10 protein-coding genes are annotated in these 12,597 nt (G+C 37.6%); 4 read left to right on the plus strand and 6 right to left on the minus strand.

From position 1 onward, the window contains the following. The first annotated feature begins 52 nt into the window (after positions 1-52). Positions 53-2,131 carry a M1 family metallopeptidase gene (locus JM81_RS01165; protein WP_144800363.1) on the plus strand — a complete coding sequence of 693 codons (2,079 nt, stop codon included), beginning with the start codon at positions 53-55 and terminating at the stop codon, positions 2,129-2,131. Between the two features lies 1 nt (position 2,132). Beyond that, positions 2,133-3,047: a patatin family protein gene (locus JM81_RS01170; RefSeq protein WP_089261341.1), complete on the plus strand. Its 915-nt coding sequence runs from the start codon at positions 2,133-2,135 to the stop codon at positions 3,045-3,047. 39 nt (positions 3,048-3,086) lie between these two features. Here the strand turns inward: JM81_RS01170 and JM81_RS01175 are convergent, their stop codons facing one another. The 4 genes from JM81_RS01175 to JM81_RS01190 form a co-directional block, all read right to left on the minus strand. Further along, positions 3,087-3,605 (minus strand): hypothetical protein, encoded by a 519-nt coding sequence (locus JM81_RS01175; RefSeq protein WP_144800364.1) that lies wholly within the window; start codon positions 3,603-3,605, stop codon positions 3,087-3,089. An 85-nt stretch (positions 3,606-3,690) separates the two neighbouring features. Beyond that, a complete protein-coding gene (locus JM81_RS01180; protein WP_143815210.1) occupies positions 3,691-4,461 on the minus strand; it encodes a hypothetical protein in 771 nt (256 codons plus the stop codon). Positions 4,462-4,466: 5 nt separating this feature from the next. Next, positions 4,467-6,044 (minus strand): FMN-binding glutamate synthase family protein, encoded by a 1,578-nt coding sequence (locus JM81_RS01185; RefSeq protein WP_144800365.1) that lies wholly within the window; start codon positions 6,042-6,044, stop codon positions 4,467-4,469. A gap of 5 nt (positions 6,045-6,049) precedes the next feature. Then, on the minus strand, positions 6,050-7,360 hold the full coding sequence (locus JM81_RS01190) for an amidohydrolase (RefSeq protein ID WP_144800366.1): 1,311 nt from the start codon (positions 7,358-7,360) through the stop codon (positions 6,050-6,052). Positions 7,361-7,566: 206 nt separating this feature from the next. Here JM81_RS01190 and JM81_RS01195 point away from each other — a divergent pair, with 206 nt between their 5' ends. Further along, positions 7,567-9,894, plus strand: a complete 2,328-nt coding sequence (locus JM81_RS01195; RefSeq protein WP_144800367.1) for an ATP-dependent helicase — start codon at positions 7,567-7,569, stop codon at positions 9,892-9,894. Between the two features lie 45 nt (positions 9,895-9,939). Beyond that, on the plus strand, positions 9,940-10,560 hold the full coding sequence (locus JM81_RS01200) for an L-threonylcarbamoyladenylate synthase (RefSeq protein ID WP_144800368.1): 621 nt from the start codon (positions 9,940-9,942) through the stop codon (positions 10,558-10,560). Between the two features lie 75 nt (positions 10,561-10,635). Here JM81_RS01200 and JM81_RS01205 read toward each other — a convergent pair whose 3' ends face one another. Together JM81_RS01205 and JM81_RS01210 are read right to left on the minus strand one after the other, a co-directional pair. Beyond that, positions 10,636-11,490 carry a flagellar motor protein MotB gene (locus JM81_RS01205; protein ID WP_089261334.1) on the minus strand — a complete coding sequence of 285 codons (855 nt, stop codon included), beginning with the start codon at positions 11,488-11,490 and terminating at the stop codon, positions 10,636-10,638. A gap of 98 nt (positions 11,491-11,588) precedes the next feature. Next, positions 11,589-12,590: a glycosyltransferase family 2 protein gene (locus tag JM81_RS01210; RefSeq protein ID WP_144800369.1), complete on the minus strand. Its 1,002-nt coding sequence runs from the start codon at positions 12,588-12,590 to the stop codon at positions 11,589-11,591. Positions 12,591-12,597: the final 7 nt, after the last annotated feature.

Raw genomic sequence — 12,597 nt, forward strand, 5'->3', positions numbered from 1 at the left:
GGTCTTTTGAATTACATTTTTTTATATAGCTAAAGCCAAATATATTTACATTATGAAACCTGTTGTTTTTCTTTTCTTGATTTTCACTTTTGCTTTGGGTAATGCCCAGAACAGGAATGTGGATTTTGTTAGGATTTCCGCAACCATTAGTCCAGATACGCTAGCTAAGGAAATACAAGGAAAGGTCCGTTATACTTTTCATCAACATTCGGAAACAGATTCTATATTTATTGATGGTGTAAACATCAATGTCATTGAATTTAGGCTTAATGGTCGTAAGCGGCAAGTGTTCAATAATGGTAAAAAAATTGGATTTAGGGCCCCTAAAAAGAACGGGGAGCATCATGTAGAACTAGACTATGTAGCTCAGCCCGTACAAGCCTTATATTTTGTAGGATTCAATGATGCCATAAGTGGTAATGAACAAATATGGACACAGGGACAAGGAAAATATACCAGTCATTGGTTACCTTCTTTTGACGATATGAACGAGAAGGTAGAGGTTGACCTTAAAATAATATATTTTAAAAACAACGAAGTTATTGCGAATGGTTTATTGGTAGATAAGACTCCCATTGACGGTAAATTGGCATGGAGCTTTGATATGGAGAGACCAATGAGTAGCTATTTGATCGCTTTTGCAATTGGTAAGTATAAAAAACAAGTATTAAGGTCAGAGAGCGGTATTCCTATAGAGAATTATTATTACCCTAAAGAGGAATTAAAAGTAGAACCCACATATAGATATACTAAAAGGATATTTGATTTCTTGGAAAAAGAAATAGAATTTGACTACCCTTGGCAAAACTATAAACAGGTTCCTGTACATGATTTTCTATATGCAGGAATGGAAAATACGGGTGCAACATTATTTTCTGATAGTTATTTGATAGATAGTGTGGCCTTTAAAGATAGTAATTATGTAAATGTCAATGCCCATGAGCTTGCGCACCAGTGGTTCGGTAATTTAGTTACGGAAGAAAGTGGTAACCACCATTGGCTTCAGGAAGGTTTTGCTACCTACTACGCTTATTTGGCCGAACGGTCCATTTTTGGGGAGGATAAATTTTATTGGAAGTATTACGATACGGCTGCCTCGTTAAGAAATCAGTCAGAAGATGGCAAAGGACAATCATTACTTGATCCTAATGCAGATAGTTTAACCTTTTATGAAAAGGGCGCTTGGGCATTGTTGATGTTAAGGGAACAGTTGGGAGACCAGGCTTTTAGGCAGGGTATAACTTCCTATTTGAAAAAGTATAGTTTTAGTAACGCTACCGTTACTGATTTTTTAAAGGAAATGGAGGCTGTAAGTGGACAAAATTTAAATTCCTTTAAAGAGGAATGGCTGGTTAATACTGACTTTCCGTATGAAAAAGCCATGGCTTTTTTATATGAAAAAAGTGCCTCAATACAGAGATATCATGCTATAGCAGATACAATTGGTACAACGGAAACCTATTATAAAGATTCCATAATGACTTCATTCTGGAACGATTCTACCTCAGTTCATTTAAAAAAACAGTTTATTTTAGATTTTCATTCCAAAATCAGTGATGCTACTTTAAGTGAATTGTTGCAGGAAAATGAAATAAAGCCCAGACAATATTTGGCCATTTCACGAGACCCTATCTTTAAAACTTTAAAACCTTTGTTCGAATCTATGTTAACGGACGATAGTTATGTGACTAAAGAAACTGTCTTTTATAAATTATGGGTTGAGTTTCCTGAGAAAAGGAGTAAATATTTAAATATACTCAAAGATGAAATTGGTTTACCAAGTAAAAATATACGTACGCTTTGGTTAGCTTTGGCAATGGTTACACCAAGTTATAATTTGGTTAAAAAATCTGGTTATTTAAAAGAGCTTAAAAGTTATACTTCTTCCCGTTACAATACAGAGGTTAGGCAGAATGCATTTATGTATCTGTCCAATTTAAAAGTTTTGGAAGGGGAAGCTTTGGAAAATCTAATAAAGGCCACCAATCATCATTCTTGGCAATTTAGGACATTTGCAAGAAGAATGCTTGATGAGGAATTACAGGATGAAGATCAACGACAAAGAATAGATTCTTTATCAATGAGGATGGATACAAAGGATTTGCAGTACCTTAAGAAAAAAATGAAATAGCATGAGGGCTTTAGTAATTTCTGGTGGTGGTAGTAAAGGGGCTTTTGCTGGGGGCGTGGCCCAATACCTAATACAAGAAGGGGGTAAGACCTATGACCTATTTGTAGGTACTTCTACCGGTAGTCTTTTAATATCCCATCTAGCACTAGGAAAATTAGAAAAGATTAAGGAAATATATTCCAATGTCAATCAACAAAGTATATTTAATAATTGCCCATTCTTAATAAAGAAAATACATGGCAATGAAGAAATTTCTATAAACCACTGGAAGGTTTTGGGAAATTTTTTAAAGGGGAAAAAAACGTTTGGCGAAAGTGAGAACTTACGAAAACTCATTAGAAAAAGTCTTACCGTAGAAGAATTTGAAACCCTAAAAAATGGCCCTAAGGATGTGGTCATTACCGTATCTAACCTTTCTTTGAACCAAGTGGAATATAAGTCTATAAAGGATTGCACATACGATGAATATTGTGATTGGATATGGATTTCGGCCAATTACACACCCTTTATGAGCTTGGTGCGTAAAAATGGATGTGAATATGCAGATGGGGGGCTTGGTAGTATTGTCCCTATAGAGGAGGCAATTAAAAGAGGGGCCACAGAGGTAGATGTGGTGGTGTTACATACCGAGGTAAATTATTTAAACCGTGTAGCCTCTAGAAATCCGTTTGAGTTGATAACGACGATGATGAGCTTTATCCTTGATCGTATAGAAAACCAAAATATCAGAATTGGAAAATTGGTGGCCAATCAAAAAAATGCCATTATTAACCTTTATTATACGCCTACAATTCTAACGACCAATTCCCTAATTTTCGACAAGCAAAAAATGACCTTATGGTGGAAAAGGGGATATTTGTACGCCAAGAACAAAAATGAGGAAACCAACCCCATTGAGCCAAATGTCAATGAGTAATTGGTTTAAGGAAAAATGAACAATTGCCGCTTTGGGCAATTACCATAAATCATTGATTTCCTTTTTAACGAATGAAAGAGCAGTTGCAGATGGAGAGGATTTTTCCATAGTTTCATTTAAAATATCCTCCCTTAATTTATGAGCAGAATCCGTTTCGCTCATTGCCGCTTTACGTATCATTTGAATAGTGGCACTTTTAGCGGCCTTTATAATGTTCCAACATTCATCTGTCATATAGATCTGCTGAGAAAGATTATGATCAAATTCCGTTTCTATACTTTTTATCAATAAACTTTCATAAGCGGCTTTATCCTTGGAATGTGGGGCAACACGAACTACTAGGTTAGGTATGGAAATGCGTTCTAAAAACAGGGCCATTCTTTCATATGCCTGCAGCCTAATAGGTAATGTATCTTTTTGTGAATCTTTATGAAGCAGAAAACGCCTTCTGCCTTCCTCGTTATTGGTATGCATCCTAAAGAAATAAAATGCAATTGCACCTGTTACTACTGAAGGCAATAAATAAGCAAAAAGTTGAAATATTTGGTCTGAGGTCATTTTTAGTGTTATTTAAATTTAATACCCCTATTAAACGGTGAATATGTTCAATTAGTATAAAGGCTAATCGATGAAATGCAAGTGATTAATTTTTTACATCTCCCTTTGCCATATCATAAAATGCCTTGTAATCCGGTTGAAATTTAATCTGTATGGCTTCCCGTAAATTACCATCCGCACCAACTGTGTTTATACGATCACCTTGAACACCATAATCCTTTATTAGAATACTTGCTACTGATGTTGCCTGTTGTAGGGCAAGGTCCAATTCTCCTGTAATATTCATGCTAGCAACGGTTATCATGCTCTTAGGATTGGCTTTAATGAGATTGGCAATATTTTCTAGCCAGGCACTGGCTTCCGTAGAGACTTTGTTTCCCAATCCGTCCGCAAAGAAAAAATCCAATTTTTCTGAAATGATAACTGTTCCATTGGCAACATTTACATTGGCATTTTCGCCTAAAGTCTGTTTTGCATGGGTTAGTACCATGATTGCGGTGGAGTCATTACTTGCAATGCCGTCAACAATACCTTTAATCTGTTCCTCTTTTCTTTTTAAGGTGGCCAAGGTTTTAGTAATGTTTTCCGAGTTTTGACTGGAAAGGGTGGCAAAACTGTTCAGATTTTTCATAAGGGTGGCATTCGCATCCTGTAGTTCCTTTACCTGAACTTGCATTTCCTCTGCCCTTAACAATCCTAATTTTTCATTGCGCTGTGCAGTGTTCACAATTCTTTTTATGGAATCTAGCTGAAATTTAAGTTCTTGGTTTTGTGCTATTAGGTCACTTTTTTTTTGGGCTTGTAGGTTGCTTAGACCAACCAAAAAAAGTAGTGAACATACATATAGTTTCATCATCTGTATTATGCTTTAATTGTTTTGTCTTCAAATTTGCCGCCAAGATACGAACAGTCTTTTAATTCCTGAACACTTGTAAAGGCTACTTTGGCTTTATTATATCCATAGGTAGACGCCAGACTTCTATTAAGGTCGTTGTCATCAACGTTTACCTGTACATCGTCCATTGTAAATTGGCTAGGATGTTCATAGCCTGCCGCATGTGTTATTTCTAACAATTCTTTTCGGAACGTATTGAAATATTGTGCCAATCGGTCAGATTTAAGGGGGACATCTATTCCTTTCTGCAACCATTTGCTTTGTGTGGCGATCCCTGTTGGGCATCTGTTGGTATGACATACCTGTGCTTGAATACAGCCAATGCTCATCATTGCCTCACGTGCCACATTAATGCAGTCAACTCCCATGGCAAATGCCATGGCCGCTTTGGCGGGAAAGCCTAGTTTACCCGATCCTATGAATACAATTCTATCGGTCAGGCTTCTATTCAAAAATACTTTATAAAGACTGGAGAAACCATACACCCATGGTAGGGAAACATGGTCTGCAAATGATGGTGGTGCGGCACCCGTTCCACCTTCGCCACCATCTACGGTAATAAAGTCGGGTCCCTTACCGGTTTTTATCATTAAATCCGCAAGTTCTTCCCATTGATCCAATTTTCCTATTGCCCCTTTGATCCCTACGGGTAATCCTGTTTCATTTGCAATGGCCTCTATTAATGCCAACAGTTCTTCTACGGTTGAAAAAGCTTTGTGGGTAGCAGGGGAGAGCACATCCTTACCTACTTCAACACCTCTTATTTCAGAAAGTTCTGGAGTAATTTTTGCACCGGGTAGCACACCGCCTTTTCCGGGCTTTGCCCCTTGGGAAAGCTTAATTTCAATAGCTTTAATGCAAGGATTGTCCGCAACCAACTTTTTCATCTTCTCCATGGAGAAATTACCATCTGGCGTCCTAACCCCAAAGTAACCGGTACCAAAATGGAATACAATATCACCTCCATGTTTATGATAGGGAGACAAACCGCCTTCACCCGTATTGTGGTAAGCACCTGCTTTTTTGACCCCTCTGTTCATAGCCTCTACTGCCGCTGCGGATAGGGAGCCAAAACTCATGGCCGATACATTGACCACGCTTGCTGGCCTAAACGGTTTTTTACGTTTGTTGTATAGTCCCATTACCTTAGCGCAAGGAATAAAAGTTGGCTCTAATGCATTTGGGTGACCATTAGGCACTGAAAAGGCCATCATTCTATTTTTAATAAAAATATGTTGATGAGCATAAAGGTCGCGGTCAGAACCAAAACCTTCATAATTGTTCTCCTTTTTTGCAGAGGCATAGATCCAACCTCTTTCAATTCTGTTGAACGGTAGTTCTTCCCTGTTGTTCGCTACAAAATACTGGCGCATTTCCGGACCAATACTTTCTAACCAATATCTTAAATGGCCTACTATGGGAAAATTATGTTTTATGGTATGTCGCTTTTGAATAAAGATATCCCAAATAGCAACGATGAAAAGAAACAAAAAAATCCAAGTCCACCAGGGTAGACTTGGAATATAGTTTATAAAATTACGCATCAATATTATCCTTTTGGTTTTATGTCCAAACGAGGGGTTTTGTCACTATTTAAATAATCTAAACTCATTTCCGTCAGTGTACGTACGCCTAATAATAATCCACTATCATCTATCAAGAAATCTGGAGTATGGTGTGGGTAAGATTTCGTATTACCTGGAGTCATTCCTCCAAGAAAAAAGAAAAACCCTGGAGCCTCTCGCTGAAAATAGGAAAAATCTTCTGCACCGGTAACTGCCTTTTGTATACTTACATTGGGTTCTCCCGCAACGCGTTTAATGGTAGGAAGCATTTGTTCTACTAATTCAGGGTTGTTATAAGTAATATCGGTAGCATCTTTTATTTCACAGGTAGCTTCACCACCATATGCTTTGGCTATTGTGCTAACCATTTCAACCATACGCTTGTTCAATTTATCTTTCATATCATAGTCCAAGGTTCTGATCGTACCTATCATTTCAGCTGATTCTGGAATGATATTAAAGCGTACACCACTTTTTATTTTGCCAACCGTAATAACGGCGGCTTCATTGGTAAGGTCGGTTTCTCTACTGATGATGGTCTGTAAGCCGTCAATAATTTTGGCACTGATCAAAATAGGGTCAACACCTGACCATGGCTGGGAGCCGTGAGATTGCTTGCCCATAACCTTTATCGTAAAACTTTGTGCAGCGGCCATTGTTCCCCCAGACTTATATTTAATGGTATTTACGGGTGTTTGGGAGTTAATGTGCAAACCAAATATGGCATCTACTTTAGGATTGTTCATAACACCTTCCTTTACCATTAATAGTGCACCACCTTCCTCACCTGGCGGCGGACCTTCCTCCGCAGGTTGGAAAATAAACTTTACGGTTCCTTTGATCTTATCCTTGTTCTTGGACATAACCTCCGCAACGCCCATTAAGATAGCCGTATGGGTATCATGGCCACAAGCGTGCATAACACCCACTTTTTCGCCCATGAATTCAGAGGTTACATTAGACTTATAAGGTAGGTCGTTCCTTTCCGTTACGGGCAAGGCATCTATATCTGCCCTTAAGGCAACTACCTTTCCTGGCAAATCTCCCTTTAAAATACCGACTACTCCGGTATGGGCAATACCAGTTTGTACTTTAATGCCCAGTGCCTTTAAATGCTTTGCAATTTTTTCTGCAGTTTTAAATTCCCGGTTGCCCAATTCTGGATTTTGATGGATTTCCCTTCTCCATTCTATAACCTTGTCCTCAATGGCTTTGTAGTCCTTGTCCAAATTTGGTCCTTGTGCATAGGCAGAATAACCAAATAGTATGAGGGCCAATAATCCTAGTTTTCTCATAATCAGTATTTAAATATTAATGATGGTTCCTTCATCATGTGGGGTGTCGACATCATTTTTACCGACCCTTAACCTGATAATAGGTAATAAAAGTTTAAATATATTCAAATTGAAAAGAAATACCATCCATTGTTTATAATTCTAAATGCGTTCACTTTTAGTATCCCCCAATAATGGCTAAATTCACGCTCTAAATACAAGTAGATTTGAGCTCATTTATAGATGAATTGAACGAGGCACAAAAAGCCCCTGTTTTACATAAGGACGGACCTTTAATGGTAATTGCGGGTGCAGGATCCGGAAAAACACGTGTTCTTACCTATAGAATTGCACACTTAATGGCGCAAGGTGTAGATTCCTTTAATATTTTGGCATTGACATTTACCAACAAGGCCGCTCGTGAAATGAAAGCGCGTATTGCAACAATAGTTGGTGCAAGTGAAGCAAAAAACCTTTGGATGGGTACATTTCATTCTGTTTTTGCAAAATTGTTACGTATAGATGGTAATAAGTTGGGGTACCCTGCAAATTTTACCATCTATGATACTCAGGATTCACAACGACTAATTTCTTCGATCATAAAGGAAATGGGGCTTGACAAGGACATCTATAAATACAAGCAGATTCAAAACAGGATATCGTCTTTCAAGAATAGTTTAATAACAGTAAAGGCCTATCGTAATAATCCCGAGTTGGTAGAGCAGGATGCCATGGCCAAAAAACCCAGGACAGGAGATATATATGAAAATTATGTAGATCGCTGTTTTAAGGCAGGAGCTATGGATTTTGATGATTTGCTTTTACGGACCAATGAGCTGTTGACACGCTACCCAGATGTTCTTATGAAATATCAAGATCGGTTCAGGTACATTCTGGTAGATGAGTACCAAGATACCAACCACTCCCAATATTTGATCGTAAAGGCCTTGGCAGACCGTTTTCAGAATATTTGCGTAGTGGGCGATGATGCCCAGAGTATTTATTCATTTAGAGGGGCCAATATCAGTAATATTTTAAATTTTCAAAAAGATTACGAGAATGTGGGCATGTACCGTTTGGAACAGAATTACCGTTCTACACGTAATATCGTAAATGCGGCAAACTCTATTATTGGCAAAAATCAAAATCAAATAGAAAAAGTAGTTTGGACGGATAACGATGACGGCGCTGCCATAAAAATACATAGAAGCCCAACGGATGCAGAAGAGGGGAGGTTTGTGGCCAATTCTATATGGGAGCATAGAATGCAAGAGCAAATGTCCAATGGTGAATTTGCCGTTTTATATAGAACCAATTCACAATCCAGGGCCATAGAGGATGCTTTAAGAAAACGCGATATCCCTTATCGTATTTATGGCGGATTGTCATTTTATCAAAGAAAGGAAATCAAGGATGTGTTGTCCTACTTAAGATTGGTCATTAATCAGAAAGATGAAGAGGCCTTAAAAAGGGTCATAAATTTTCCTGCTAGAGGTATTGGGGGTACAACGTTGGACAAACTTGTTGTCGCCGCTAACCATTACAATCGCTCAATTTTTGAGGTGATGGAAAATATTGATAAAATTGACCTTAAGATAAATGCGGGCACCAAACGTAAACTTACTGATTTTGTAACTATGGTCAAGAGTTTTCAAGTCATGAGCGAATCTGCAGATGCTTTTACCTTGGCCGAACATGTAGCTAAGAAAACCGGTATACTTTTGGAATTTAAAAAAGACGGTACACCAGAGGGGATCGGTAAAATGGAGAATATAGAAGAGTTGTTGAACGGTATCAAGGATTTTGTAGAAGGACAAAAAGAGATAGATGAAGCAACTGGCAGTATTACTGAATTTCTTGAAGATGTTGCCTTGGCTACCGATTTGGACAATGATACTGGAGATGATGATAGGGTGGCCCTCATGACCATACACTTGGCAAAGGGACTGGAATTTCCTTACGTATATATCGTAGGTATGGAAGAAGATCTCTTTCCGTCCGGGATGAGCATGAGTACACGAAGCGAATTGGAAGAAGAAAGACGCCTATTTTACGTAGCGCTTACCAGGGCAGAAAAACAGGCTTATCTTACCTATACCCAAAACAGATATCGTTGGGGTAAGTTGATAGATGCGGAACCTAGTAGATTTTTAGAGGAAATTGATGAAAAATATGTTGAGAATTTAACTCCTATAGAAGGGGGGTACCGTTATAAGTCCCTCATCAATGCAGATATATTTGGTGAGGTGGACAAGAGTAGGTTAAGGCAGGTTAAACCCACTAGGGGCACACCACCAAGTATTGGCCAGCCTAATACAAATCAACTAAAAAAACTGAGAAAAATAAAGCCGCAATTGGCCGTTCCAGTTGGGAACACCAATAATATAGATCCCAATTTGGCGGTAGGTTCCCTGGTAAACCATAGTAGATTTGGCCGTGGTAAAGTGGTAAAGTTAGAAGGAGTGGGCAATGATAGAAAAGCAGAAATATTATTTGACAAAGGTGATATTAAAAAATTGTTATTGCGCTTTGCCAAATTAGAAGTATTGGGATAGTTTGGTATATTTAATAGTACATAACTATCTATAATTTAAAAGGTAATGGCCGAGTTTATAAAAATTTACGAGGAAAATCCTAACCCTAAAGAGATTAAAAGGGTAGTGGAAGTATTACGCAAAGGGGGCTTGGTCATTTATCCTACCGATACCGTTTATGGCCTTGGATGTGATATTACCAATACCCGTGCTTTGGAAAAAATTGCACGGATCAAAGGTATAAAATTAGCAAAGGCCAATTGGTCGTTTATCTGTACCGATTTAAGCAACCTATCTGATTATGTACGTCAAATAGACACTGCAACCTTCAAAATACTAAAAAGGGCATTACCTGGGCCTTATACCTTTATTTTGCCGGGTAACAATAATTTGCCCAAAGAATTTAAGAAAAAGAAAACAGTAGGTATCCGTGTGCCCGATAATACAATTGTAAAAACCTTGGTAGAGGCTTTGGGTAATCCTATAGTATCCACTTCTATTCGTGATGACGATGATGTATTGGAATATACTACCGATCCAGAATTGATTTTTGAAAAGTGGGATAATTTAGTGGATATCGTCATAGATGGTGGATATGGTGGCAACATAGGTTCTACCATTATAGACCTGTCTACAGGAGAGCCGGAAATCATAAGGGAAGGCAAGGGTAGCTTGGATATCCTTTAATTATACCATTGAAGATTATGCGCATAAAAAAAAGCGGTCCAATTGGACCGCTTTTCCTATATTCTAAAATTAGAATTATTTATTGATTGCAGGATCTTTCATTCCTTCTTCGATCATGCTGTAGAATTGATCAATTTTTGGAAGAACAACAATACGCGTTCTTCTGTTCTTAGATTTTTCCGTAGCTGAAACAGGAACATACTCTGACCTACCTGCTGCTGTCATACGCTTAGGATCAACGTTGAAATCATTTTGTAAGATACGCACAACTGCAGTAGCACGCTTAACACTTAAATCCCAGTTGTCCAATAAAGAACCGTTACCTCTATAAGGAACATTATCTGTATGACCTTCAACCATAAATTCAAAATCAGGTTTGTTGTTTACCACTTTGGCAACTTTACCTAAAACTTCCTTAGCTCTGCTAGTTACATTATAACTACCACTGCTAAACAATAATTTATCTGATATAGATACGAATACAACACCTTTTTCAACGCTGATTTCAATATCATCGTCATCCATATTGCCCAATACACCTTTTAAGCTTTGTACCAAAGAAAGGTTTACAGAATCCCTACGGGTAATTGCATCGTTTAATTTACGAATGGTCAAATCTTTTTCCTGTAAACTTTCCAAAGATTTTTCCAAGTTCTCGGCACCCTTGGTAGTCAAGGTTGTCAAGTTCCCCATATTATTGATCAAATCTTGATTGTTCGCCTTTAAAAATGCATTTTGATCTTCTAATGTTTGAAGTCTTGAAGAAGCTGTAGCTTTTTCTTCCAAACAGTCATTTAATTTTACGGTTGCAGAATTCAATAAATCTTGAGTGTTCTTATGTTTTGCTTCAAGATCTGCATATTTCTTCTGTGAAACACATGAAGATAATAAAAGCGTTACTCCAAGACATCCTAAAAATATTTTCTTCATAATTTTAATCTATATTAATATTTAGTTATTTACTTAATTTTCGCATCTAAGCGAGTCCAAAATTATATAATTACCAACTCACTTATAAAGCTGCATAGTTAATCTTTTACTAAAATGTTAAAATTTCTAATGTTATGTACGAAATATGACCATACTATAGATGTCGTAAGGTAATATTTTCTTATAAATTTTGTTTTTTCACGCTTAGTATACATTTTTTTGAATTGCCTATAAAAGCTTAAATGCGCCCTAAAGATGGCCAGAAAATGTTTAAAACGAAATTGAAAGATAAAACGTAATGCTGCAATGCCATCTAAGAGCAATCTTAAAAAAATAATGATAAATGCTTTTCCTAAGGGTAGGTTTTTGGTAATGGAAAACAATGAATTTCTAAAATTCAAGTATGTTTTTTTAGGGTTCATATTGCTTAAGGTGGATCCACCCAAATGAAACACCTTAGAGGTACCTATGTAAAAAATTTTATACCCATGATTTTTGGCGCGCCAACAAAAATCAACTTCTTCTTGATGGGCAAAATAATCTGGATCAAAACCATTTAGTTCATTAAATACTTTTTTTCTTACGAACATGCATGCGCCGGTTGCCCAAAATATTTCCTTAATATCATCATATTGACCATGGTCACGTTCCAAGGTCTGAAATATACGTCCCCTACAGAAAGGGTATCCCAACTGATCAATAAAACCGCCTGCGGCACCCGCATATTCAAAATAGTCCCTTTTTAGAAGATCAAGTATTTTGGGTTGAACGATCGCAATTTCCGGCCTTTCCAAAAAAGCTTTTTTTATAGGAGTGATCCAATGGGGCGTAACTTCTACATCAGAATTCAATAAACAAAAAATATCTGCATCCACTTGTGCCAGAGCATCATTATATCCTTTGGCGAACCCTCCGTTCTCTTTGTTTTGAATAATATGTACGGTAGGAAAATTTGCTCGTACATAGGCGACCGAATCGTCTGTAGATGCATTGTCCGCTACATAAATGGCCGCATCCCCAGAATGTTCAACGACAGACGGCAAGTAACGCTCTAGCAGCACTTCCCCATTCCAGTTTAATATGACTATTGCAATTTTCAAAACGAAG

The sequence above is a fragment of the Maribacter sp. MAR_2009_72 genome (genome assembly GCF_007827235.1).
Lineage (GTDB): Bacteria > Bacteroidota > Bacteroidia > Flavobacteriales > Flavobacteriaceae > Maribacter > Maribacter sedimenticola.